This window comes from Sphaerisporangium sp. NBC_01403 (assembly GCF_045040145.1).
Taxonomy (GTDB): Bacteria; Actinomycetota; Actinomycetes; order Streptosporangiales; family Streptosporangiaceae; genus Sphaerisporangium; species Sphaerisporangium viridialbum.
Genome location: NZ_CP109534.1, coordinates 1331526 through 1356231 on the forward strand (window position 1 = coordinate 1331526; position 24706 = coordinate 1356231).

20 protein-coding genes are annotated in these 24706 nt (G+C 70.7%); 8 read left to right on the forward strand and 12 right to left on the reverse strand.

What is annotated here, in order from left to right; genetic code table 11:
* Positions 1-48: 48 nt before the first annotated feature.
* Both OG589_RS05720 and OG589_RS05725 read right to left on the reverse strand, forming a co-directional pair.
* Positions 49-2082, reverse strand: a complete 2034-nt coding sequence (locus OG589_RS05720; RefSeq protein WP_405146832.1) for a DUF4082 domain-containing protein — start codon at positions 2080-2082, stop codon at positions 49-51.
* A gap of 372 nt (positions 2083-2454) precedes the next feature.
* Positions 2455-3414 carry an ice-binding family protein gene (locus OG589_RS05725; RefSeq protein WP_405146834.1) on the reverse strand — a complete coding sequence of 320 codons (960 nt, stop codon included), beginning with the start codon at positions 3412-3414 and terminating at the stop codon, positions 2455-2457.
* Positions 3415-3445: 31 nt separating this feature from the next.
* On the opposite strand from OG589_RS05725, the gene OG589_RS05730 reads away from it, so the two are divergent.
* Positions 3446-3640 carry a hypothetical protein gene (locus OG589_RS05730; RefSeq protein WP_405146836.1) on the forward strand — a complete coding sequence of 65 codons (195 nt, stop codon included), beginning with the start codon at positions 3446-3448 and terminating at the stop codon, positions 3638-3640.
* Positions 3641-3780: 140 nt separating this feature from the next.
* Complete coding sequence (locus OG589_RS05735; RefSeq protein WP_405146838.1) at positions 3781-5040, forward strand: nucleotide sugar dehydrogenase; 1260 nt, start codon at positions 3781-3783, stop codon at positions 5038-5040.
* A gap of 60 nt (positions 5041-5100) precedes the next feature.
* Here the strand turns inward: OG589_RS05735 and OG589_RS05740 are convergent, their stop codons facing one another.
* Positions 5101-5850, reverse strand: coding sequence for an SDR family NAD(P)-dependent oxidoreductase (locus OG589_RS05740; protein ID WP_405146839.1), 750 nt, complete (start codon positions 5848-5850; stop codon positions 5101-5103).
* Between the two features lie 36 nt (positions 5851-5886).
* Complete coding sequence (locus OG589_RS05745; protein WP_405146840.1) at positions 5887-6879, reverse strand: pirin family protein; 993 nt, start codon at positions 6877-6879, stop codon at positions 5887-5889.
* A 272-nt stretch (positions 6880-7151) separates the two neighbouring features.
* Between OG589_RS05745 and OG589_RS05750 the strand changes: the two genes are divergently transcribed.
* On the forward strand, positions 7152-7838 hold the full coding sequence (locus OG589_RS05750) for a hypothetical protein (protein ID WP_405146842.1): 687 nt from the start codon (positions 7152-7154) through the stop codon (positions 7836-7838).
* Between the two features lie 17 nt (positions 7839-7855).
* Positions 7856-10966 carry an AAA family ATPase gene (locus tag OG589_RS05755; protein ID WP_405146844.1) on the forward strand — a complete coding sequence of 1037 codons (3111 nt, stop codon included), beginning with the start codon at positions 7856-7858 and terminating at the stop codon, positions 10964-10966.
* A 78-nt stretch (positions 10967-11044) separates the two neighbouring features.
* On the opposite strand, the gene OG589_RS05760 is transcribed toward OG589_RS05755, so the two are convergent.
* Positions 11045-12586, reverse strand: coding sequence for an aldehyde dehydrogenase family protein (locus OG589_RS05760; protein ID WP_405146846.1), 1542 nt, complete (start codon positions 12584-12586; stop codon positions 11045-11047).
* Between the two features lie 408 nt (positions 12587-12994).
* On the opposite strand from OG589_RS05760, the gene OG589_RS05765 reads away from it, so the two are divergent.
* A complete protein-coding gene (locus tag OG589_RS05765; RefSeq protein ID WP_405146848.1) occupies positions 12995-13774 on the forward strand; it encodes a TNT domain-containing protein in 780 nt (259 codons plus the stop codon).
* A gap of 72 nt (positions 13775-13846) precedes the next feature.
* On the opposite strand, the gene OG589_RS05770 is transcribed toward OG589_RS05765, so the two are convergent.
* The 6 genes from OG589_RS05770 to OG589_RS05795 form a co-directional block, all read right to left on the reverse strand.
* On the reverse strand, positions 13847-15058 hold the full coding sequence (locus OG589_RS05770; protein ID WP_405146849.1) for a hypothetical protein: 1212 nt from the start codon (positions 15056-15058) through the stop codon (positions 13847-13849).
* Complete coding sequence (locus OG589_RS05775; RefSeq protein WP_405146850.1) at positions 15055-15717, reverse strand: DUF6879 family protein; 663 nt, start codon at positions 15715-15717, stop codon at positions 15055-15057. Before OG589_RS05775 ends, OG589_RS05770 begins: the two co-directional genes overlap by 4 nt.
* Before the next feature lie 164 nt (positions 15718-15881).
* Positions 15882-16010 carry a hypothetical protein gene (locus OG589_RS05780; protein ID WP_405146851.1) on the reverse strand — a complete coding sequence of 43 codons (129 nt, stop codon included), beginning with the start codon at positions 16008-16010 and terminating at the stop codon, positions 15882-15884.
* 61 nt (positions 16011-16071) lie between these two features.
* Positions 16072-17172, reverse strand: coding sequence for a HesA/MoeB/ThiF family protein (locus tag OG589_RS05785; RefSeq protein ID WP_405151965.1), 1101 nt, complete (start codon positions 17170-17172; stop codon positions 16072-16074).
* A gap of 143 nt (positions 17173-17315) precedes the next feature.
* On the reverse strand, positions 17316-17969 hold the full coding sequence (locus OG589_RS05790; RefSeq protein ID WP_405151966.1) for a cupin domain-containing protein: 654 nt from the start codon (positions 17967-17969) through the stop codon (positions 17316-17318).
* Positions 17970-18006: 37 nt separating this feature from the next.
* On the reverse strand, positions 18007-19323 hold the full coding sequence (locus OG589_RS05795) for an MFS transporter (protein WP_405146852.1): 1317 nt from the start codon (positions 19321-19323) through the stop codon (positions 18007-18009).
* A 280-nt stretch (positions 19324-19603) separates the two neighbouring features.
* Between OG589_RS05795 and OG589_RS05800 the strand changes: the two genes are divergently transcribed.
* Positions 19604-20470: a site-specific recombinase gene (locus OG589_RS05800; protein ID WP_405146854.1), complete on the forward strand. Its 867-nt coding sequence runs from the start codon at positions 19604-19606 to the stop codon at positions 20468-20470.
* Between the two features lie 173 nt (positions 20471-20643).
* Here OG589_RS05800 and OG589_RS05805 read toward each other — a convergent pair whose 3' ends face one another.
* Complete coding sequence (locus OG589_RS05805; RefSeq protein ID WP_405146856.1) at positions 20644-20994, reverse strand: VOC family protein; 351 nt, start codon at positions 20992-20994, stop codon at positions 20644-20646.
* A 430-nt stretch (positions 20995-21424) separates the two neighbouring features.
* Here OG589_RS05805 and OG589_RS05810 point away from each other — a divergent pair, with 430 nt between their 5' ends.
* Both OG589_RS05810 and OG589_RS05815 read left to right on the forward strand, forming a co-directional pair.
* Positions 21425-22969, forward strand: coding sequence for an SWIM zinc finger family protein (locus tag OG589_RS05810; protein ID WP_405146858.1), 1545 nt, complete (start codon positions 21425-21427; stop codon positions 22967-22969).
* Positions 22966-24699: a DUF5691 domain-containing protein gene (locus tag OG589_RS05815; RefSeq protein ID WP_405146859.1), complete on the forward strand. Its 1734-nt coding sequence runs from the start codon at positions 22966-22968 to the stop codon at positions 24697-24699. Before OG589_RS05810 ends, OG589_RS05815 begins: the two co-directional genes overlap by 4 nt.
* Positions 24700-24706 lie beyond the last annotated feature (7 nt).

Sequence of the window (24706 nt, forward strand, 5' to 3'; positions counted from 1 at the left end):
TTACGCCTACATCGCGGAGCCGCCCTCCCGGCTCACCCCGGTGCGCCGCTAGCTGGTGGTGAACACGACGTCCACCCAGTAGTTCGCGGATTGGTAGGTGCTGGTGGGCAAGGTGTTCGCCGCATTGTAGAGATAGACCCCGTTTCCGCCCTGGTCACCGTCCGCCAGCGCGTACAGGGAGCCGCTCGTGTATTGAGAAGTGAAATAGGGGGCTGTGGCCGAAAAGAAGCCTGATGTGGTCTGGTAAGAGGCTATGTAGGTGGTGTTGGCGGTGATCGGCACGGGGGTGGCGAAGTTCACCTGCTGCCAGCCGGACGCGGTCTCGCCGGTGAAGGTGGCGCCGGCGAGCAGCGAGCCGCCGCTGGTCCACAGGCTGCCGGTGTGGGTGCCGGTGTTCATCGACCCCTTGTAGAACCGGATGCCGTCGATGGTCCCGTTCGTGGTGGCCCTGAATTTCACGCCGACCACGACGGGCCGGGAGTCCGGTACGGACGGCACGGCCGGGGTGGCCGAGTTGTCCCACAAGCTTTTCGACGGCACGAACACGACGTCGACCCAGTAGTTGGTGGACTGATAGGTGTTGGACGGGAAGGCGTTCGCCGAGCCGTAGTTGTAGACGCCGTTGCCGCCCTCCGCGCCATCCGCGAGTGCCAGCAGCGGGTCATTCGTGTATTGCGTGGTGAAGTACTGCAGCGTGTACGAGAAATGGCCGGTCATCGTGCGATAAGACGCGATGTAGGTGGTGCCGGCGGTGATCGGCACCGGGGTGGCGAAGTTCACCTGCTGCCAGCCGGACGCGGTCTCGCCGGTGAAGGTCGCGCTGGCGAGCAGCGAGCCGCCGCTGGTCCACAGGCTGCCGATATGGGTGCCCGTGTTCGGCGAGCCCTTGTAGAACCGGATGCCGGTGATCGTGCCGTTGGCCGTGGCCTTGAACTTCACGCCGAGCACGACGGGCAGGGTGTCGGGATTGGCCGCGGCGGCCGGCACGGCCGTGCCGTCCCAGAGAGTGCTCGTGACGACCTGGAGCACCTGGGCCGACGTGCTCGGGGCGAAGTGGATGATCGCCTGTCCGTCGGGGGTGTCGCCGCCCAGGTAGACGGCGGTGATCGGATGCTGTCCCGCGGCGAGGCTCGAGATCGTGAGCACGGCCGGTCCGGAGCCGGACTGGTTGGCGGAGCCGATGATGGTCGCGCCGTCCTTGAAGGCCACCTGACCTTGCGGCACGACCGAGCCGGAAACCGCGCTGACCGTGGCGGTCAAGGTGATCGACTGCCCCCTCTGGGCGGGGTTGGCCGACGTGGTCAGAGTGGTCGTGGTCGGAGGGTCGTTCGGGACGGTGACGCGGGTATTCGGAGGGTTGCTGGTGCCCTGGAGGGCCGCCGTGCCGTTGAGGGCGAAGACCCGGCCGAAGACGGCGGCACCGCTGCTCACCGTGACGGAGTTCGTGGCCAGCACGTTCCCCCGGAAGGTGCAGAACGTGCCAAGGGTGCCCGAATCGGTGAGCTGCCAGAACACGTTGTTCGCTTGGGCGCCGTTGACGAGGTTGATGTTGCTGGCGTTCGCGGTGGTGAGGGTGGCGGCTCGGAAGATGAAGACGGCATCCGGGTTGCTCTGCGCGTCGAGCGTGAGCGTCCCGGTTATCTGGAAGTTCCCGCCGGTGGGGGTGTAGACCCCAGGCGTCTGGGTGGTCCCGCCGAGTTCGGCGGCGACGGTGACGACGGGAGTGCGCCCGGCGACGTCGTTGTAGGCGGCGACCAGATCGCTCTTGGCCGCCGAGGCGGTGGCGTCACCCGCGTGCGTCGCACCGCTCACGGTGCCGGGCGGGAAGCCCGTCACCGAGGTGCCGGGGCTGACTCCGAGATCTCCGGTGATCGAGGTGAGGCCGGTGTTCGTCACCGCGGTGCCGGCCAGCACCCCGAAGGACGCGGCGCTGCCGAGGTTCACCGGTGACTGTGCCGCGCTCGCGCCGGATGGGGTCGTGACGACCATGACCATCGCGAGGAGGGCGGAGAGGGCGGCGGCGAGGCACGACCTGCCGATGCGTGGACGGATGGAGGAGATGCTGGCGCTGGGCTTCGACATGGCAATCAACTTTTCGACGACGTGGTGCTTGGTCAGTGGCCGGCCTGAAGCGTGCTGAGGCTCGGCCTCGTGATCGTGGCGGAGCAGGTGTCCGAGTCGTCATATCTGCCGTGCATGGCGGAGAAACGTCTGTTACGCAGATGGATAATTCATCGGATACGTAACAATTGCGCCTTTAATGGTGTCGACTACGGGCCTGCGTTCGATCATTGGAGATTTCTGGTGACGTGCTCTGTTGCCGTTACTCCCGCATGGCCTTATCTCCAATACTTCAGGGCCCCGAATAGGCTTCGCGTGCTCTATATGGTGATTTAAGGGAGTTTGGCGTTCGACCCGGTCAAGCGAGGCGGTGGGGAGGCACCTGGTATGCGCCTAGCTCCCGCGGTTGAGCACCTGCTGGACCAGCACGGACGACTGGCTCGGTGCGAAGTGGACCCACTGCTCGTTGACGGCGGTGCCCCCGCTGACGTACACGGCGGTCATCTGGCGTGGGCCGACGGCAAGTGCGGAGGTCGTGAACGTCGCGACCGCCGAGCTGTTGAGCGGCGCCGAGCCGATGACGGTGGCGCCGTCCTTGAAGCTCACCACACCGGTGGGGAGGAACGAACCGACGTTCCCGTGCACCGTGGCGGAGAAGGTCACGGGATCGCCCTGCTGGGAGGGGTTCGGCGAGGAGGTCAAGGTCGTGGTGGTCGGCGGGTCGTTCGGGGTGGTGACGCGAGTGGCCGGCCCGGTGGTGGTGCCGTCGATCGTGACCATCTTGTGGAGGGCGATGGTGCGGCCGTACATGGCCGTGCCCGTGGTCACCGCGATCGAGTTCCTCGCCATGAGGTTCCCCCGGAAGGTGGCGTACCTTCCCAGGGTCGCCGAGTCGCCCACCTGCCAGATGACGTTGTCCGCCTGGGCGCCGTTGACCAGGTCGATATTGCTGACCCTGTCCGTGACCAGGGATGTCGCCTGGAAGATGAAGGTGGCGTCCGGGTCCGCCTGGGCGTCGAGGTGGAGCGTCCCGCTCAGGGTGAAGGCGCCGCCCGGCGTGCGGTAGACGCCGGGGGTCATCGTCGAGCCGTTGCCGAGGACCGCGGGCACGGTCGCCGTCGGCGTCCGGCTCGCGGCGTCGTTGTAGGCGGCGACCGCGGCGGCCATCTCCCTTCGCGCCTCGGTGTCGTTCAGATCGATGGATCCCCGCACCTGGCCGGGCGGGAAGCCGCTCACGAAGGTTCCCGGGGTCACGTTGAGATCCCCGGTCACCGTGACCTTGTTCGTGCCGGTCACCGCCGTCCCGCCCATGACCGCGCAGTCCATCGCATAGCCGAGATCGACACGTGGCACCCCGGCACTCGGACCGCGGGACGCGCCCGCCGTGGCGCTCGAAGAGCGCGGGGCGGCCGGGCCGATCGCCACGGCGCCCGAGATCGGCGGAGCGAGGGACGGGACCGCCATGACGATGACCGAGACGATCACCGCCGACCGGGAACGACGGGTATTCCTGCCGAGAATACGCGGGCAACTGGTACTTATCATCTGTCGTTCCTTCTCCGGTATCAATGCCATTTGAATCGGCGACTCACGTCACTATCGCCGGTCTTGCGGCGCATGCCCGAACGACACGCCCGGATCGCCGCGGGATCGACGTTATAAGAAGGCCCGCCTTTTACAGTCGTTCCTGTACTTTTCGAAACGCCGGGGGGATCTGAAATGGGAGACAAGCTGGTCGTCGTCGGGCAGGGTTATGTGGGCCTGCCTTTGGCGATGCGGGCGGTCGAGACCGGATTCGACGTCGTGGGCATCGACGTGGACGAGTGGCGTGTCAAGCGGCTGAACGCCGCCGAGTCCTATGTCGAGGACATCAGCGGCTACGTGCTCGCCGCCGCGCATTCTTCCGGCCGTTATCTCGCCAGTACGGACTACGCCGACGCGGAGGGGTTCGACGTCTGCGTGATCACCGTGCCCACGCCTCTCCGCGACGGCGCTCCCGACCTGCGTCACATCGGCTCGGCCGGCGAGTCCATCGCGCCGCTGGTGCGGCCGGGTGCCACGGTGATCCTGGAGTCCACCACCTATCCGGGCACCACCGAGGAGCACCTGCGTCCGCTGCTCGAGGCAGGCTCCGGTCTGCGCACGCCCGAGGACTTCTTCCTCGGTTACAGCCCGGAGCGGATCGACCCGGGGAACGGCCGGTGGCGGCTCGACAACACGCCTAAGGTCGTGTCCGGCATCGACGAGGCTTCCCTGGACCGGATTCAGGCGTTCTACCGGCGAATAGTGCAGGAGGTCGTCCCCGTCTCCTCACTGCAGGTCGCCGAGCTCTGCAAGCTTCTGGAGAACACCTTCAGGCATGTCAACATCGCCCTGGTCAACGAGTTGTCCATCTTCGCGCAGCAGCTCAGGATCGACGTCTGGGAAGCGATCGACGCCGCCTCCACCAAGCCGTTCGGCTACATGCGCTTCACCCCCGGGCCCGGCGTCGGCGGTCACTGCCTGCCGATCGACCCGTCCTATCTGTCATGGAGGGTCAAGCGCAGCCTGGGGCACAACTTCAGGTTCGTGGAGCTGGCGAACGACATCAACGACCACATGCCGGACAACGTCGTGCAGCGGCTGAGCCTCGCGCTCAACCAGAGGCGCAAGGCGATCAACGGCAGCCGGGTCCTCGTGCTCGGAGTCGCCTACAAGAAGAACGCGGGAGACTGCCGCGAGTCGCCCGCGATCGAGGTGACCAAGGCCCTGTGCAAGCTCGGCGCGGATGTGAGAGTCGTGGATCCGTATGTCGACAGCTCCCTGCTTCCGGCTGAGATGGACATGGTGCGGCTCACCGAGACAGAGCTGGCCCAGGCGGACGCGGTCCTGGTGCTCACCGACCACGACTGCTTCGACTACGGCCTCGTGCAGCGGGCGAGCCCCTTCGTCTTCGATGCGCGCAACCGCTGCAGGGGCCCCAACGTCGAGTGCCTGTGAGTCCGGATGCCCGGCCCCCGGGCGATCGCCCGGGGGCCGGGCGCCCGTGGCTCGCGCCGGTCAGCGGCCGATGCCCGCGGAGACCCGGCTGACCACGCCACGCGGTACGTACCTCGCGATCGCCGCGATCACCTTGTACCTCGGGTCCGGCACGCTCACGGGCAGGCCGCGGGCGAAGTCGCGCATGGCGGCGTCGACCACGCGATCGGCGGAGAGCCAGAGGAACCCGGGAATGCCGGAGGTGTCGATCGCCGCCCGCTCGTGGAACTCGGTCCGCACGAACCCCGGGCAAAGGGCCATGACGCGCACGCGAGGCTCCGGGACCCGCAGGGCGAGCGACTCGCTGAAGGTGACCACCCAGGCCTTGGAGGCGCTGTACGTGCCGTGCGGGAAGAACGCCGCCACGGAGGCGACGTTGATCACCCCGCCGCGGCCCCGCGCCCTGATGGCGGGCAGGGCGGCCATCGTCAGCCGCAGCACCGCCTCGCAGTGCACGCGCAGCATGGTCACCTCGTCGGCCACCGGCACGTCGAGGGCCGCGCCGGAGTGGCCGAAACCGGCGTTGTTGACCAGCAGGTCGACCCCCTCGCGCAGCCGCTTCTCCACCGCGGTGACCCCCTCGCCGGTGGCGAGGTCGGCGGCGAGCACCTCGGCCGCCACGCCGTACCGGCGGTGCAGCTCGGAAGCAGCCGAGGTGAGTCGCTTCTCGTCGCGGGCGACCAGCACGAGGGAGAACCCGTCGGCGGCGAGCCTGCGTGCGAAGGCGGCGCCGAGGCCGGCGGTCGCGCCCGTGATCAGTGCGGTAGGCATGAACGCAGACTAGCGACCACAGGTCTCGTGTACTCCCTAGAGGGTCTCGTCCCGGGTGGAGCGGTGGGGGATCTTCTCGGCCGGGACCACGCCCATGCGGCCCGCCTGGAAGTCCTCGAAGGCCTGGACGATCTCGTTCCGGGTGTTCATCACGAACGGGCCGTACCGGGCGATCGGCTCCTTGATCGGCAGCCCGCCGAGCACGAGGATCTCCCATCCCTGCGCGCTGGCCAGCGGCTGGGAGTCCGCCGCGCGCAGTGTCAAGGCCTCGCCGCGCGGGCCGAAGGTGGCCAGCTGGCCCTCGTCCAGCGCGGTGTTCGCGGTGCCGACGGTGCCCCGGCCGCTGAGGACGTACACCAGGGCGTTGAAGTCCGCCGGCCAGGGCAGGTCCAGCCGTGCGCCGGGGGCGACGGTCGCGTGCAGGTAAGTGATCGGCGTGTAGGTGATGCCCGGACCGTCGTGCCCGGCGAGCGAGCCCGCGATGACCCGGACCAGGGAGGACCCGTCCTCGCTCGAAAGGAGCTTCACGTCGCTCCGATTGATGTCCTGGTAGCGCGGCGCAACCCACTTCTGCGCGCGGGGCAGGTTGACCCACAGCTGCACGCCGTGGAAGAGACCGCCCGAGGCGACCAGCTCCGGCGGCGGCTGCTCGATGTGCTGCAGTCCGCTTCCCGCGGTCATCCACTGCGTGTCGCCGTCGGAGATCAGGCCGCCGCCGCCCGTGGTGTCCCGGTGCTGGAAGGCGCCGTCGATGATGTAGGTCACCGTCTCGAAGCCGCGGTGGGGATGCCAGGGCGTGCCCATGGCCTCGCCCGGCGCGTACTCCACCGCGCCCATGTGGTCGAGCAGGAGGAAGGGGTCGGCCAGCGAGAGGTCGACGCCCGGGAAGGGGCGGCGCACGGCGAAGCCCTCCCCCTCCAAGTGGTGCTCCGCGGTGATGACCCTCGCGACCGGACGCCAGGCCGTGGTGGCCTCGGGCAGACGCGGGAGCCTCGGGAGGGTCAGGGTGTCAGCGGTGACGGCAGGCATGGGAGCCCTTCTTCCTTGGCTGTGACGTGCGCCGCCACACCTTCCCGGTACGGCGTCGCGCCTCGTGGACGAGGATACTCCGCACAACAGAAGTTGATGTTTCAACTATTCCCGCGACTCTAGGGCCGGGCTGTGTAACAAGACGAGCTAACTTTCCGGAAAGATTTGGTCAAGATTTCCAAAATCTTTGCAGGGGAGGATGCCGGGAAAGCGGGCACAACAACCATGTTGACCCGCAAGGCGGAGGTAAGGCCCCTGTGGAAAGAGCGCGGGTGGGGTCTCGGTTGATCATGTCGGCGGCGACGGCTGCTGTCCTGGTCACCGGGCTGGCCGGTTGTGGTGGTGCCGATTTCACGTATGTCATGGGCAACGACGGGCAGAGCTACTTCAAGGTGCCCGCCACGTGGCAGAAGGTAGACCAGAAAGCGCTGGACCGGAAGGTCTTCGGCGACATGGCCTCCGCCACCGCCCAGGTACGAAAACAGCTCTCCTGGACGGTCGCCTACGACGGCTTCAGCAGGCCGTCGGCCGACCACCTGCTGGACTCCGAGGGCTCCGACGAGCCGTTCGCCTTCGCGATGGTGTCGAACCTCACTGAGTCGGAGCGGGACGCGGTCTCCCTGGACGTCATGCGCAACGCGGCGATGCTGCCGGTCGTGGTCAGCGACGACCTCCGCAAGCAGATGGAGGACACCCCCGCCTATCCCTTCAAGGACTTCGAACTCCTCAGCGACGAGGTGCTCCCACCCCAGGACGGCGTGCGAGGCGTCCACCTGGTCTACAACTTCAAGGTGCTCGGAGGCCCGGTTCAGACCTTCGACCAGACCGCCTACCTCGCCGCGGACGGCAGTCGCGTATCCGTCCTCCTCATCCGCTGCTCGGCCACGTGCTACCAGAGCCGGACGCAGGAGCTCGACAAGATCGCGCAGTCCTTCAAGGTCAAGCGAATTCCCGGGTGACCGGGTGAGGAGCCCCGATGACACACGCCCCAGCGCCTGAGCAGCCCACGGGGCTGCGCGCTCCCGACTCCGGGCCCGACTCCACCACCAGGCGCACCATGGCCTTCTGGGACCGGATCAAGATCCTGCTCGTGCTGGTGCTCGCGTTCCTCGTGCTCGTCTGGCATGACATGGCCTCGTTCGAGGGGATCATGCCGTTCGGCGACGCCGCGCGGACGATCGCGGCGAGCCGGGCCGGTTCGATCATCATGGCGCTGATGGCCGCGGAGCTCGTACGGCAGTTCCACTTCCTGATGAGCGAGCGGTCGGCGTCCTACCACCGCTTCTGGACCACGAAGGTCTTCGGGGGCTTCGACGGGTGGACGCGGCGCCGGTTCAGCGACTGGAACCGCTACCGCATCGCCAGGGCCATGAAGTGGCTGTTCTGGATCGCGCTCCTCGCGCTGGTGCTGGGCCAGATCCTCGACGTCTCCCCGGCGCTCGCGCTCTTCCAGGCGCCCGCCCTGCTCTGGCAGGTGCTCCCGTACGGGCTGCAACTCGCTTTCGGGTTCTTCTTCGTCATCATCCAGTTCGTCGGGCTCTTCTGGTTCATGTCCAGGGGCGGCGTCGAGACCTACTTCCCCGACGACATCAAGACCCGGTTCTCCGACGTGTGGGGCCAGGACCACGTCGTCGAGCGCGTGAAGGAGAACATCGTCTTCCTGGAGAAGCCCGACGAGATCGAGGACAAGGGCGGGTACGTGCCGAGCGGCCTGCTCCTGTGGGGCCCGCCCGGCACGGGCAAGACGCTGATGGCCGAGGCGGTCGCGGGCGAGACCGGGCGGCCGTACGTCTTCGTGGACCCCGGCGCCTTCGTCAACATGTTCATGGGCATCGGCATCCTGAAGGTGAAGTCACTGTTCAGGAAGCTGCGCAAGCTCGCGCTCAGGTACGGCGGCGTGATCGTCTTCTTCGACGAGGCCGACTCGCTCGGCCGGCGCGGCGCGCTCGCCCAGCAGGGGCCGCCCGGAGGCGGCGGCTACGCGGTGGGCGCCCCGTTCCGGACCGACGGCTGCCACGGGTTCACGTACCTGTCGGACGAGACCAGGAACGTGCTCACCAGGCACGCGCTCGGCCCGGTGGCGCCCGAGCCCGGCCGCGACCGCGTCGTCTCCCCGATGGGCATGATGGGCGGCGGCGGCGACCAGGGCACGCTGCAGGCGCTGCTGACCGAGCTCTCGGGCCTGAAGAAGCCGCGCGGGTTCATCAACCGCTACGTCAGGCGGCTGCTCGGCATGCGGCCCAAGCCGCCGCCGAAGTACCGCATCCTCGTCATGATGGCCACCAACATGCCGAACTCGCTCGACGAGGCGCTGCTGCGGCCAGGCCGCATCGACCGCATCTACAAGGTGGGATACCCCTCCAAGGCCGGGCGTGTCCGCACCTACCAGGGCTACTTCGACAAGGTGCGCCACGAGCTCACCCCCGAGCAGATGGACAAGCTGGCCACGATCACGCCGTACGCCACGGGCGCCACCATCAAGGACCTGGTGAACGAGTCGCTCATCACGGCCATCCGAGGCGGGCGCGAGGTCATCACCTGGGCGGACGTCACGACCGCCAAGCGGCTGAAGCAGCTCGGCCCGCCCGAGGACGTCGAGTACATCGAGCGCGAGCGCCACGCGGTGGCCGTGCACGAGGCCTGCCACGCCGTCGCCGCCTACCGCACCCGCCAGCACCTCGAGATCGACATCGCCACGATCGAGAAGGGCGCCGACTACCTCGGCATGGTCTCCAGCATCAAGCCCGAGGACCAGTTCACCCGCTGGCGCAGCGAGTACGAGTCCGACATCATCGTGTCGCTCGCCTCCCTCGCCGGCGAGCGCATGTTCTTCGGGGAGGACAACTCCTCCGGCGTCTCCGGCGACCTCGAAAGCGCGACCATGGTCACCGGCCTCATGGAGGCCTACTGGGGCATGGGCGTCGGCGTCGCCTCGCTGGCGGCGCTGCAGCAGCTCGGCATCAGGGACGGCAAGGCGGCCCCCCGGCCAGGCGGCACCGGCGGCATCGGGTACACCCAGGAGCCCGGCGGGCGCCGCGACCACCTCACCCCCGACATGCTGGCCGAGCGCATCGAGTTCAACCTCGCCAGGATCCTGAAGAAGACCGAGGACCTGCTGAAGGAGAACCGCCGCGAGGTGCTGCGCGTCGCGCACGCGCTGGAGCAGCACAAGACGCTCAACGGCGACGACGTGATCGCGGTGATCGAGGGCACCCGCGGCCCGCTGGTCGACGGCTCGCTCTACACCTCGGAGGAGTTCGACGAGGAGCTGGAGGCCTACCACGAGGTGGCCGCCGCCGCCCACCGCACGCACAGCCACGTGACCTCACCGCTGCCCCGGCCGCGACCGGCCCGGCTTCCCCAGCCGGTCATCGCCGGTCAGGTCGTGCCGCAGCCCGGTCCGTACGGGGCCCCGCAGCCCGGCCCGTACGGCGCGCCACAGTCAGGCCTGTACGGCGCGCCGCAGCCTGGTCCGTACGGCGCGTCGCAGCCGGGTTCGTACGGAGTCCCGCAGTCAGGGCCGTACGACCACGCGCCCGGCTCCGAGGTCGCCGACGGCCCGTGGTTCGCGCCGCCCGGCAACGGGCACCCCGCCGCCGTGGCTCCCTCGGCCAACGGGGGCACCTCGCCGGAGTTCATCCCGTGGAGCCCCGACCGGCCCCCGGCCGTCCCGGCGGATGTCATCCCGCCAGGTGCCGCCGCCCAGCCGCCGCCCGCCCCGGCCCCGGCCGTGCGCCGGTCGCGACGGCCGGTTCTCATCGCCCTGGCGTCCGCCGCGGCGCTCGTGGTCTTCGTGCTCCTCGGGCTCGTCCTGTTCGCCGGCGGCCCGGTTCCGGGCGCGGACGGCACGGCGACGGCCTCCTCGACGGGCGGCATCGTGGCGCTGATCCTCGTGGGGGTGCTGCTGCTCGCCGGGGCGGGCGTCGCCGCCATCATGATCCGTGGCCAGCAGGCAGGGCGGATCAGGGCCGAGCAGTCCAGGGACCGCGCCGTCGAGCGGGCGCAACTGCTCGCGGCCGCCATGGAGCCCGAGACCGCGATGCGCCTTCTCGGCTACGACGGCCGCAACGGCCAGAACGGAGCCTGACGTCCCGACGGCCGCGGCGGCCGGAACGGAGGCTGACGTCACGGCGGCCGCGGCGGCCGGAACGGAGGCCGCCGCTCGCTAGAGCCGGAACTCCAGGTCGGGGATGATCTCGGCGACGTCCATCTGGGCCTTCTGGAGGCGGCCCGAGTAGTCCCAGTTCATCGCCTGCCAGCGGGTGAACTGGTCGAGCACCCACACGCCCGACTGGCGGCTGCCGTTGCCCGACTTGCCGTTGCCGCCGAAGGGTAGGTGGGCCTCGGCGCCGGAGGTGGAGTTGTTGACGCTGACCATCCCCGCCCCGATGCCCGCGCGGAACCGGAACGCCGCCTTCGGGTCGGTGGTGTAGATCGAGGACGAGAGCCCGTAGCCGGGGCGGTTGGCCAGCTCGATCGCCTCGTCCAGGCTGCCGAACGACGCGACGCCGACGATGGGCCCGAAGGTCTCCTCCAGGAACAGGCGGTCGCCGTGGCGCAGGCCGTCCACGACCACCGGGTGGTAGTAGAGGCCTCCGGCGCCGTCGAAGCCGCCGCGCGGGTTGTCCGCCGTGATCCGCCCGGCCGGGCCGGTGACCACCTTGTGGTGCGGCTGGATCCAGCCGAGGTACTCCTCGTAGCGCTCGGCGAAGCGGTGGTCGAGCATCGGGCCGTAGAGCACCTCGCCGGCGGGATCACCGACCGTGGCGTCCTGTACGGCCCGGACGTACCGGCCGACGAACTCGTCGTGCACCGACCGGTGCACCAGCACGGTGCCGAGCGAGGTGCAGCGCTGCCCCGCGGTGCCGAACCCCGAGAACAGCGCGCCCTCCACGGCCAGGTCGAGGTCGGCGTCCGGCATGACGACCATGGGGTTCTTGCCGCCCAGCTCCAGGCAGGGCGACTGCAGGTGCCGCCCGCACAGCTCGCCGATACGGCGCCCGACGGCGGTCGAACCGGTGAAGCCGACCTTCTGCACGGTGCCCTCCGCGAGCGCCGCGTCGAGCCCGGCGAAGGTCGAGGGGCCGTCGGCGAACACGAGGTTCAGCACCCCGTCGGGCAGCCCGGCGGCCGCGAACAGCCGGTAGAGCGCGTGCGCGGAGGCCGAGGCGTACTCGGCGGGCTTCCAGACCACGGCGTTGCCGCACAGCAGGGCCGGGACGAGATACCAGCTCGGCACCGCGACGGGGAAGTTGCCCGCCGTGATCACCGCGGCCACCCCGACGGGCACCCGGAAGGTGAAGAGGTTCTTGTCGGGCATCTCCGACGGGATGGTCTGGCCGTACATCCGCCGGCCCTCGCCGAGGAAGAAGTCGCAGGTGTCCACGATCTCCCTGACCTCGCCGAGCGCCTCGGCGTACGGCTTGCCGATCTCGTCGGTGACCAGCCTCGCCAGGGACTCGGCGTTGGCCTCGACCAGCCGGCCGATCGAGGCGACCACCCGGCCGCGGACCGGAGCGGGCACCCGGGCCCACTCGCGCTGCGCGGCGGCGGCCACGCTGCAGGCCCAGGCGAAGGCGGCGTGACCGGCGAGCTGGACCCGGGCCACGGTCTCGGCGGTCCTGGCTGGGCTGATCGAGTCGTAGGTCTTGGCGTTGGGGTCGTCGGCGGCCTTGCCACCGACGACGGAGACGATCTGTCGGGTCACCGTTGACCTCCTCGCATGGGCGCTTGCCTGCATTCTTCCGCCTGAGCACGGTTCACCCAACATCGCGGGCCCGGTTCCGGCGCTCCCGGCCGCGGCCGCGGTGATCGATCCACTGGCGGGCATATTCCAGCTGTGATTGACATTTCCCGTTGATTGCGCCTTTTGGCGTTTCTTTTTTGTGGTTTCATTGCTTCGCTCGCAGGACTCCTGATCAAGAAGCGGGTACGCAGGGATCAATCGCTCCGCTCATCTCGGAAACGGCCCGAATTCCCGGGCCGCCGGTTTCGGGACGGCCGTGGAAACCGGCGCCGGCCGTCCAGATGAAAAGGGCGTATCCCGCCGTTTCTCTCGATTCGCACATCGAGCAGACATTGCCGTGATCCGGCTTTCTACCATCAGGAGGATCCATTGCGAAATTTTCGCCGACGCGCGTCGCTGGCCGCCGCCCTCGGCATCGTCGCCATCTCTCTCTGCGGTGTCCCCGCCCAGGCGGGCACCCTGGTCTCCACTGCTTCGCGGGCCGGTTCCGGCTGGGTGACGGCTCCCGGCCCTCTCGCCGTGCCCGCGTCCGCCTCCTTGACCGGACGGGCGCCCGCCGCGACGAAGGACCCGGACGAGACCGTCTGCACCGCGCCGTACATCAATGAGGACCAGAGGCTCGGGCCGAAGAACCTGCCGAAGAACGGGGATCTGGGGAAGATTCTCAGCGGTTATGTGCCGCTCGGCGGACTCCCGCCGCAGAAGTTCCTCAACCGCTACTGGATCTGGGCGGCGTCCTCCTACCGCTATCCGCCCGACTTCGGTTTCGCCCATTCGGGGGGATACTCCAACGGTCGTCCGCTCATTACCGCGATGACGTTGCTCGTCGGCGAGAAACTCGATCGCTTCGGGGGCGAGGGCGGGGCCTTCCTGGCGCCGATCGGCACGCCGTTCTCCCAGCGCGGCATTCCCCCGACCAACCTGGAGACCTTCCCCGGTGCGCCGCAGTACCCGTGCAACTACCACACCTACCGGGTGAGCAGGGAGTTCGCGGTCGACTCCGGTCCGATCGCCTCGGCGTTCCAGCAGCCGGGCGGCGGCGACCAGTACCACCTGGTGAGCAGGCTCATCCCCGAGTCGCCCCAGATGCGCGACGAGGTGTCCGTGAGCTGGCTGGTGGAGAACGGTTACCTGGAACGGCTGAACTGAGCGAGCTCGGGCGGCAGGGGGCCTTCGCGGGCACGGCGCCCCCTGCCGCCGAGCGGACGTACCGTGGCCGGGTCAGGCCGGAGACGAGCGGGCCCCCCGGCGGCGCGCGACGGCGCGGGCGACGAGCCGCCGTACGCGCGGTCCGTGCCTGCGCGCCCAGGCGCCCGCCCAGGCGAGCTGGTACCCGATGACACCGGCGAGGGTGGCGACCGCGTCGCCGGCCTGGAGGACGCCGTCGTTCCGCGTCAGGGTCGCGAGGGACCGGCCGGCCAGGGCGGCGACGAAGGGCAGCGAGATGGCGAGGAAGAGCCCGAGGCACAGGGCGGTTCCGGCGACGAGGAACCCGCTGTAGAGCCGGGTCGCCCGGCGCTCGCGCCGATCGATGCCCGCGAGCGGGTCCGCGGCCGGCCGGCGCGCGGCGCGGCGAACCGCGTACAGCAGGTACGCCGTGGCGCCGGCGTAGAGGTTGCGGCAGCCGGTGAGGTCCTGGATCACGAAGTACAGGTCGGTGCGCATGAAGACGAGGAACTGCAGGGCGAGCGCCGTCATCTCGGTCAGGGCGACGACGGACGGGAGCGGATGCGTGCCGAAGAGCGCCATCGCCGCTAGGCACCCGCCGAGGAGGGCGGCGTCCACGGCCATCCCGGCCAGGTAGACAGTGAGGCGCGCGCGCCGGCCGGCCAGCCAGATGCCCGACACGTCGGTCTGCACGGCCAGGAACTGCAGCCGGGTGTCCAGCCGGATGCGTCCCGGCACCCCGGCGGCCCTGGCGGTGCACAGATGCGCCAGCTCGTGGAGCGAGACGAGCACGGTCACCACGACCACCTCGCCGAGCAGCACCAGCGTGCCGTGCTCGCTCCACATCAAGGCGTCCCAGCGGGGGACCACCTCAGGGCGCAGGAGCGCGGCGGCGAGCCCGCCGAGGACCAGCGCGGCCAGCAGGGCGTGGAGTACCGGGCTCAGGGTCCAGCGCACCAGCCTCGCCGGCAGCCACGGGAGCGACGGCCGGGGGACGGGCGGGGCGTCGAGCACCCGGTCGCCGATCGAGGCCACCAGGCCCACGGCCGCCATCCCGGCGACGAAGTCGCCCACGTCGAGGTTCGCGCCCGTCTCCGTGCGCAGCCGGCGCTGGACGACCCGGACGGTCATGCCCTCCTGGAGCAGCTGGATGGCGCGCACCCCCTCGTACGGCACCGCGACGCACACGCCGGTGTCGGCCCTTCCCACGATCCACTCGCCGCGGTCCTCGCGGACGCCGAGAGCGTGGAGCCGTACCGCCGTCACGGCAGGGCGGGGTGGAGCCTCGGCAGGGGCTGCGGCAGGGCGGGGCCAGGTCTCGGCGGCGGCAGCGGCAGGATCCTGCGCTCCACGTAGTCCGAAAGGTCGTGCGCCTCCTCGTACAGCGAGGCGACCACCGAGGTCCACGACTCCACCACCGCGCCGTCGTCGATCCTGCGGGCCCCCGTGCAGGCGCCTCGCGCGTCGTACAGGACGTGGTACATGCGGACCCCCGGGAAGATCACCAGCTCGGGAAGCGGGGCGCGGGTCTCCAGCGCGGACACCTCCGCGGAGTCGGCGACCCGGCCCTGCTCGCCGAGCCGCGCCCGGAGGGCCAGCAGGTGGAGCTCCCACTGCAGGTACGGCGTGAGCGGCCACTGGACGACGCGCAGGCGCCGCAGCCGTGCGCGGGCGGGCAGGTCGGCGGCGATCGTGTCCCTGGCCTCCTCCAGCATGGCCAGCGAGCGGTGCCAGTCGCCGCGTCGCATGGCGTTCCAGCTCGGGTCGGAGCCCTCGTCGAAGGTCTGGGCGCGTTCGAGCTTCCAGATCACGCCTTCTATATCGTGAAAAATGCCGAAAAAGTCGGACGCGTACTCTTTTGTCGCCAGGAGGCGGCCTGGGACGGTGTAAATCCGTGGTAATTGTCTGTTCACCGGTATCCCCACTGAAATAGACGGTGACCCGGGGGCACTCGACGGCCGTCCCGCCCGGGCCTTCCTGTCGCCGCCCGCTCACATCGGTGCGTCACCCGGTGAGCGGGCGGCGGTTCTTCCGTGCGGTGGTGCTGGTCTTCCGCCCGCGCTCTCGCTGGAGCGGCCCGGGCCTCGCGCTAGCTGTTGGAGTTCCCGCTGTAGGTGTTGGTGGTCTCCACCTTGTCCAGCAGGCGGATCGATATCTTGGCGGCCGGGGGATCGATCTCGGCGGGCGGTTCCTGCGTCACGGGCTCGGCGTTCTCCATGGCTTCCCTTTCTCGACGTGGCGATCTGGTGTGCCTTCAACGGTGCGAGCGGCCCCCGCCGTCAGGATGTGGCCGTGACGGCGGGCTCCGCTCTCGGCCGGAGAGTCCCGCAGGCGGGGCAGTCGGGCGCGGCCGGATGGCGCGCGTAGACGTGCTGGTCGGGGGCGACCAGATTGACCCCGGTGACGTAGCCCCCGGGCAGGGCGGGGACGCCGGTGAGCAGCGAGATGATCGCCTGGGCGGTCAGGTGACCCGACACCCCGGCGGACGGGGCGATCACCCCGCGCCCGCCCAGGTCGACGGGGGCGCCGGGTGGCAGGCTCGCCTCGACATGCGCGTTCAGGCACTCGTAGCAGGGCCCGCCGGGGCTGAACGCGCCCACGCTGACCAGGGGCCCGTTGTAGCCGCCTACCGCCCACGGCACGCCCGCCGCCAGGCACACCCGGTTCGCCCACACGCGGATGCCCGCGCGACCGCGAGGCTCGTCCGCGCACAGGGCGAGCGCGTCGAACCCGGCGACGAGCTCGGCCAGCTCGCGCTCGCACTCGATCGAGCGGCTCTCTCCGGTGATGTCGAGGCAGGAGTTGACCTCGGAGAGCCTCGCGACCGTGACCTCGGCCTTGGGGCTCCCGATGTCCGCCTCGCGGTAGAGGACCTGCCGCGTGAGGTTGGACAGCTCGACCACGTCGCGGTCGACGCAGTGGATGCCGCCGACGCCGCAGGCCGCCAGCGCCCAGGCCGCGTGGCTGCCCGTACCTCCGAGCCCGAGGACGAGCACCCGTGAGCGCTTGAGGCGGACCTGCGCCTCCCAGCCGTGCGCGCGCGGGGTCAGGTCGACCCGGCGGAAGAACGCCATGTTCCTTTCGTACCGCTCCTGCTCGGCCGGGCTCAGCTCGTCGGGCGGCCTGGCCGAGGCGTCCTCGACATAGCCGGAATTGACCAGGAGCTCCACGATCGCGGTCGCGCCCGCCCGCGTGAGCGCGGGGAACGCGCCGCGCAGCAGGGCCGCTATTTCCTCCTGCGTGCGCGTGCCGTCCATGGCGACCAGCGCGGCCCATGCGAAGCCGTCCGGATCGGCGATCTCGGCGGCGACCCCGTAAATGGACCCGCCGATGCGAACCCTGCCGTCTCCGGCCCTGTGGGGCCGGTGCTCGGCTTTCACTCGTGGCAACCGCACGGCCACCTCGGGTAATCAGAGGATTATCTGACACAGAGATAGTGGGTGAGTGAATCGCCGGCGTCAATGGTGTTCACGTGAACTTGATCCGGCTGACGAGTGGAACGGAAAACGCGTTCAGCCCGGCGTCAAATGGCTTTGAAGTCGGCGAAATCGAAACCGGGGGACACCACGCAGCTCACCAGGACGCCCTCTGGCCCCGCGGGGTACGCGGCCTGCCAGGTGCCGGCCGGCACGAGCGCCTGGGGGACCTGCCCGTTCTCCACGTCGGGACCGAGCGTGATGGTCTCGGCCGTGCTCTCCCGCCGGCCCGCCGGATCACCTGTGCCTCCCGGACGGTCGCCCGTGCCTTCCGGACGGTCGCCCGTGCCGCCGAGCAGGAGGGTCAGCGGGCCGCCTCTGTGCCAGAACCACACCTCGTCGGAGCGGACCACGTGCCAGACGGACTCCTCGCCGGGCTGGAGAAGGAAGTAGATGCCGGTGGCGCTCTGCCGCACCCCGCCGTACCCGGGAGGCTCGAAGCCGGCGGAGGTCCTCCACGTCTCGCGGTACCACCCACCCTCCGGGTGGGGGAGCAGCCCCAGCGCCTCGGCGACCGCGGGACGCTCCTGGACGGCGGTGAACGCCCCGGTCACGTCGCGCCGCAGGAACCTGACCCGCCCGTCGTCGCCCACGGCCACGACCGCGTCCGGCCCGGTCAGGGTCTGGCTCGCGACGCGCAACGCCTCGGCGTCGTCGGAGGCGAACACCGAGGGGCCGTCCGGGTAGTCGCCGAGCGTCATGAGCAGCACGCCGCCGATCTTATGGCACCGGGGCGGCTCACGGCCGTGGACGGCCGGACGCCGAGGCTTCGTCCCGGGGCTCACTCGGATCGTCCCCCCGCGCCTCGCTCGCGTCGTGGTCCCCGCCCGCGGTGAGACGCCGCACGGCCGGTACGCCGAGCACGATGGTCCCGGCCGCGACCTGCCAGATCGCGCCGAACCCCAGCAGGGCCGCGACTCCGGCGGCGGAGGCCACCGGCCCTGCGGCGGCCAGGCCGATCGGGCCGAGGGCGAACGCTCCCATGGTGGTGAGCGAGGTGATCCGCGCGAGGACTCCGGGAGGCACGTGCCGCTGGCTCGTGGTCGCGTAGAGGGCGCCGCTGACCGCCGAGCCGGCGCCGGCGACCAGCGCGGCGCCCGCGATGAGGGCGGTGGGCAGGCCCGCGGCGATGGCGCCGGATGGAAGCGCCCATCCGAACGTGGCCACCGTCGCGACCACGAGCGGACGGCGCGGCATGCGGCCCCCCATCATCGAAAGCCCGCCCGCGACGGCTCCCGCGCCGTACAGGGCCATGATCAGACCCCAGTCGCGCGCACCGCCGAGACGCTCCTGCGCCACCACCGGCCCAAGTACGAGGAACGGCGCCCACACCAGCAGGTTGAACAGGGTGAACTGCAGCGTGGTCACCCAGAGCCAGGTCCTGGAACGGAACTGCTCCCACCCCTCCCGCACCGCCCCCGCCTTCGGCGCGGAGGCCACCCGCGCGGAGACGCGCAGCAGGGTGAGGGCGAGCAGGCTCACCGCGTACGTCCCCGCGTCCAGCGCGACCACCACGCCGGACCCGGCCACGGCCACGAGGACTCCGGCGATCGCGGGGCCGCCCACGGACGCCATCGACTGCGCCAGCCCCGCGAGCGCGTTGGCGTCCCGGAGCTTGCCCTCGTACGAGGTGCCCCCGGCCGCGACCGCCGGGATCAGGGCGCCACGGGCCGGCGCGTAGAACGCCTCGCCCGCACCCCAGATCGCGACGAGCACCATGAACGTCCAGATCGGCGGATGCCCGGAGAGCAGCAGCCCGGCGAGGACCGCCTGGGTGGCACAGCGGACGACGTCGGCGGAGATCATGACGCGCCGGGGGCCCAGCCGGTCGGCGACCACGCCCCCTGCGAGCAGGAACGCGATCATGGGCACGATGCGCGCCGCCATGACGTAACCGAGGTCGGACTGGGTGCCGCCGCCGTCCAGCACCGCGAACGCCACCGCCAGCGACGCCATCGACGAACCGAGCAGCGAGGTCGCCTCGCCGATGAAGAACAGCCGCAGGTCCCGATGGGACAGAGCGCCCAGACGCCGTCGAATCCACTTCCAAGCCATGCCCCCTCACCTTGGGAGCCGACCGACCCGCTTTCAATGCCCCGACTGAGAAAACTTGAGTCCCTTTACTGCAGGAGCGCTATCGAGCGGGCCGAGCGCCCTATCTGCTGTTTTCCGTGGCGTTAGACTCGAATCCCCTCCTCCGGCCGACGGCATTTACTGCGGTTACCAGCTACGAGAGCCCCGATGCCCCCTGACCGATACAGACGACCATGAGAGCGCCCGACGACAGCCCCGGTCGAGTTCGGTCGACACTTGGCCACCACCGCGAGAGTGAGCGATGACAGCCCCCGTCGAGTACGCCGTCGCGATCGATCACTACCTGGAAACCCTCCGGCTGGGGGACGCGTCGCGCCGCGTCTATCGCATCGCCCTGGCGACGTGGGCCTGGCCCCTGGTGGGCAGGACTCCGCCACAGGGGAAGGCCCGGCGCGGCGCCCGCCCGCCCATCGTGCCGCTGGCGCTGCTCGACGCCCCCGATATGACGGAGCGCCTGCACGCCGCTCTGAGCGAGCGTGCCGCGACCGCCGACCCGCGTACCGTCGGCCGGGAGCTCTCCATCCTGCGCGGCGCGATCGCCTGGTGGCGCATGCGCGGCTGGATCGACGCCGACCCACTGCGGCGGCTACGGCCGCCGGCGACACCGGTCGCGGGACCCTCGGTGCTCTCTCGGGAACAGCTGGCGATGATCTTCGACCTGCCGGTCGGCCTGCGGGAGCAGGCCTGCTGGCGCCTGCTCTACGAGACCGCCGCGCCCATCGAGCGCATCCTCGCTCTGAACGTCGAAGACCTCGACCTGGTGCGTAGGCGTGTGCGCGGGGCCCCGGCGATCCGCTGGCGCGCGGGCACGGCCCGGCTCCTGCCCCTGCTTCTGCTCGGCCGTACGGGTGGGCCGGTGCTCCTGACGGAACGCAGGGCCACGCCCAGCACGCCCGCCCGCGACCGCTGCCCCGTGACCGGCCGGGGCAGGCTCTCCTACCGGCGCGCCGCCGAGCTCTTCACCACCGCCACAGCCCCGATCGCTCCCGGCGGGCAAGGCTGGACACTCCGCCACCTCCGCTCCACCGGCCTCACCCACCACGAACCCAACTCCCCGCGCCAACCCCTCAGCGGCCCACCTTCACCACCCGGCCCCGTCGACCACTGAGCCGACCAGACTCGCCGAGCGCTGAGCACACGGGCCTCGTTGACCACTGAGCCGACCAGACTCGCCGGGCGCTGAGTCGGCCGGCCGAACCGACCACACCCGCCGAGGGGCGCGTCGGGTTGCGTCCGCGGGGGTGGCGTACGAGTTGCCGCTGTTGGTCAGCGGGGGCCGGGTCACTTACGGGAGCTGAGTACGCAGAACTCGTTGCCCTCCGGGTCGGCGAGCACGACCCAGGGCTCGGCGCCCTGGCCGACGTCGGCCGAGCGTGCCCCTAGCGCGAGGAGGCGGTCGACCTCGGCCTGCTGATCCTTGGGGCGGAAGTCGAGATGCAGCCGGTTCTTGCCCTTCTTCTCGTCGCTCACGGGAGTGAAGAGGATGCCGGGCAGGACGTCCGGGGCCAGGCGGATCTCGTACTCGTCCGCGGCGTCGTTGACGACCACCCAGCCGAGCGCCTTGGTCCACCACTCCCCGAGCGCGACCGGATCGGCCGCGTCGACCACTACTTGCTCCCAGATGAGATTCATAGAGGCCCCGTACCCATCGACACGCCCGTATTCCTGCTTTCCGCCCATACGGCCGACGCGGCTTCCTGCTTTCCCGGTGGAAGAGGCGATCTCTGCCTTTCGTCCGGTGGCCGGTTCCGGCTCCGTCCTTCCACCGGCGGGAAAGGTGCTTCTCGCCTTCAGCCCGATGGCCGGGGCAGCGTGCTTCCGCTGCGTGGGGAGCGGCTCCTGGCTTTCCGCCTGGGTGGGCGAGGTGGTCTGAGTTGGTGGTGGTCTTCGGCTGACCGGGTTCGAACGTGATCTTGATTGTGGTGGTTTGTGGGGATTTGTGAGGTGATCGGGAGTCCTCCCGCCCGTCCGAGTCGTGTTCGATCCTTCCCGATGCGACGGGCGGTTCATGAGCCTGCGTGAGGGGCGATTTTTGTCAGAGGGCGTCGATAGTGTGCCGCTCGTGATCGAACGTTGGAGCCGTGATCAGGTGCTCGCGCTCGCCCCCGACGCCTCTTCCCAGAAGGGGGCGCAGAGCGTGGGCACGCCGGCCAAGTGGTCGGCTCTGGGCAGCGTGCCCGACGTGCTCTGGGGAGAGTGCAAGGGCAGCGGGTCATCGCCTTACCGCGCCTGCGTCGACCTCGGCGAGCCCGCCTACCGTTGCAGCTGCCCGAGCCGGAAGTTCCCCTGCAAACATGCGCTCGGCCTGCTGCTCCTCTGGTCGGCCGACGGTGTGTCACCGGCCGAGGCTCCACCCGCCTGGGTCGCCGAGTGGCTCGATCAGCGCCGCGTGCGCGCCGCCAAAGCCTCCGCCACCACCGCCACGGCCCAGGGCGACGCTCCGTCGCCTTCCGAGCCGGGCGCGGCCGAGCGGCGCGAGGCCGGTTCCGGTGACGGCGCCGCAGCCGACCGGCGCGCGGCACAGCGCGAGGAGCGGGTCGCCACGGGCCTGTCCGAGCTGGAGCGCTGGCTGGCCGACCAGGTCGGGCAGGGCCTCGCCGGAGCGCGGCAGAGCGCGCCCGCCCAGTGGCAGGAGCTGACCAGGCGCCTGGTGGACGCCCAGGCGCCCGGCGCCGCGGCGGCCGTCTCCCGGCTGCCCCGCGTGCTGGCCGAGGAAGACTGGCCTGCCCGCCTGCTCGGGGAGTACGGCCTGCTCAACCTGCTCGCCGTCGGCTACCGCCGTGCTAGCGAGCTGCCCGCGCCTCTTCGCGACACGATCCGGTCGCGCGTGGGCTTCCCGACGTCACGTGACGAGGTGCTCGCGGGCCACACCCTGCGCGATCACTGGGATGTGCTCGGCCAGCGCGACGAGGAGCAGGACCGGTTGGTCTCTCGCCGCGTCTGGCTGCGCGGGCGTAGCAGCGGCAGGTCCGCCCTGCTGCTCTCCTTCGCGCCGGTCGGCCAGGCCCTCGACGCCTCGCTGGTCACCGGCACCTCGCTGGACGCCGACCTGGCCTTCTATCCCGGTGGGTCCCCGTTGCGCGCGCTGGTGGCCGCCCGGCACGGCGGAGTGCCGGCCGGCCCCCCGGGGGGCGGCGGGGTGCGCGCGGCGCTGGCGGAGGTGGCCGCCGCGCTCGAAGGAGACCCGTGGCTGGAGTCCTGGCCCGTGGTGCTGGGCCCGGTCGTCCCCGCCAAGCGCGGAGATCTATGGCTCCTCGCCGACGCGGCCTCGCCCCAGGGGCCTTCCATCGACGCGGCAGCGCCTCCGGGGCCCTCCGGCAACGCGGCAGCGCCTCCGGGGCCCTTGGGTGACGCGATCTCCCCTCCAGAGTCTTCCACCGACACAACCCCCTCTCCGGGGGCTTCCGGCGACGCCGCCTCGTCTAGGGGGTCTTGTGGTGATCCGCCGGTGGTGGAGGGGATGCCGCTGCACCCGTCGGCCGGTCTCCCGTGGCGGCTGCTGGCCGTTTCAGGAGGTCACGGGGTGACCGTGGCCGCCGAGTGGACGCCTCGGGGCTTGCGCCCGCTCACGACTTGGGACGAGGAGGGCCAGGTGGTGGTGCTGTGATCACGGTCGACGAGTGGGAGCGACTGGTGTCGGCGGCGCTGGTCGGCACAGACCGGCGTCCCGTGCCCGACCTTCTGGGGCAGGCCGCGGCGCACACCGTCGGGGCGCGGGCCGGGCAGCGGCTCCATAGGGGCGAGCCGCTGCCTGCCGCGCCTCCCGAGGAGCAGCCGCTGGTCCCCCGTGCCGCGGGTGAGCGGGTGAGCCGCATCCTCGACGGCGAGCAGCCGCGCCTGCTGCCCGAGTGGCTGGAGGCCGCCGCCGTCCGGGGGTACCGGCTGCCGCCGAAGCTCGTGCCCAGGGTGCTCGACCACGGCGTGCGCGACCGGTCGCTGCGGGGTCCCATCGGGGTGCTGGCGGGCGCGAGGGGCCGCTGGCTCGCCGCACTCAACCCCGCCTGGGCCTACCTACTGGAGGAGGCGACCGCCCATATGGGCACCGTCTTCTCCACCTCGAATGCCTCGAACACCTCAGCCGCCCCCACCGGTCCCCCCGGCCTCCCAAGACCTCCCGCTCCGAACGACGCCACCGACCCGAACGACTCCGGCAGCCCAAGCGGTTCGGCGGACGCCGACGGCTCCGCGGATTCGGACGATTCGGCGAGTTCCGAGGGTTCCGCAGGCTCCGGCGCTTCCGCTGGTTCGGACGGCTCTGGCTCTGGGGGAGGGGATGGTCCTACGAGCTCAGGCGGTTCCGCGGGGGCCAGGGGTTCGTCGGATTCGGATGGTTCGGGGGGATCAGAGGAATCTCTGGGTTCTGGGGGCTCCGCGGAGGAGGGAGAGGTCGAGACGCATCAGCTTTGGGAGTTCGGCACCAGAGGTGACCGCCTCTCCTATCTCCGGGGGCTGAGGTCTGCCGATCCGGCCAGGGCGCGGGCTCTGCTGCGACGAGGCTGGGAGCAGGAGGGGCCCGAAGACCGGGCGGCGTTCATCCATGCCATGGCCGACGGTCTCTCGATGGCGGACGAGCCGTTCCTGGAGGCCGCGCTCGACGACCGCAGGCGCGAGGTCAGAAGCCAGGCCGCCGACCTGCTCACCAGGCTCCCGGAGTCGCGGCTCGGCCGGCGGATGGCCGAGCGGGCGGCGCGGTGCCTCACCCTGGCCGGCAACCGGCTCCAGGCCGACCCCCCGCAGGCCTGCGACAGTGCGATGGAACGCGACGGCGTCCGTTCCCGCGCCCCCGGCGGCACGGGTCAGCGCAGCTGGTGGCTGCAGCAGCTCGTCGCCCACACGCCGCTGTCGTTCTGGACGCATCACTTCGGCCGCACGGCCAAGCAGATCGTCGCGCTCAACATCGGCGAGTGGTCGCGGGAGGTGAGGCTCGGCTGGGAGCGCGCGGCCGTCCTGCAGAACGATCCGACCTGGGCGCGGGCCCTGTTCGCCGTCGAGCCGCTCACCGACCTGCTCGCCGTCCTCCCCCCGGCGGAGCGCGCCGACAAGGCGGCCGAGCTGGTGCACGACCAGCCCGTCGACGGTCAACTGATCATGATGCTCGGCGGGGTTCCCGCCCCCTGGGGAGCGGCGCTGGCCGAGGCCGTGCTGGCGAAGATCCTCGACACGGCCGGGCGCCAGCCGTGGAACCTCGGCGAGCTGGTGCGCCTCGCGAGCGAGCGTGTCGATCCGGCCATGCACGAGGTCGCGGCGCGGCTCTCACCCGAGCCGCCCGTCCAGGAAGTGGCCGCCACGCTGCGGTTCCGCTTCGACATGCTCGCGGAGCTGGAGCCCCGCCCGTGAGCATCCA